Source organism: Psychroserpens mesophilus, from assembly GCF_050617655.1.
GTDB classification, from domain to species: domain Bacteria; phylum Bacteroidota; class Bacteroidia; order Flavobacteriales; family Flavobacteriaceae; genus Psychroserpens; species Psychroserpens mesophilus_A.
Map to the genome: position 1 here is coordinate 1 of NZ_JBODQC010000146.1, position 276 is coordinate 276.

Consider the following 276-nt stretch of genomic DNA (forward strand, 5'->3'; position numbering starts at 1 on the left):
GCCCCCGATAGACCAGGTCGAGTTTGTCGTCGAACAGGTAAAAGTCCGGGGTGCAGGCTGCCTGGTAGCTGCGGGCAACTTCCTGGGAGGCGTCGTAGAGGTAAGGGAACGGATACCCCTGGAGCCGGGCATTTTCCTTCATTTTTTCCGGGCTGTCGTCCGGGTAGTTCTCCACATCGTTGCTGGATATGGCGATAAACGAGATCCCTTTGGGCATGTACTGGTTGGCCAGCCGGACCAATTCGCTGTTGACGTGCTTTACGAACGGGCAGTGGT

At 57.2% G+C, this 276-nt stretch carries 1 protein-coding gene; it reads right to left on the reverse strand.

What is annotated here, in order from left to right:
* On the reverse strand, positions 1-276 hold a 276-nt coding region (locus ACRHNM_RS16695), incomplete at both ends, for a redoxin domain-containing protein (protein WP_431137748.1).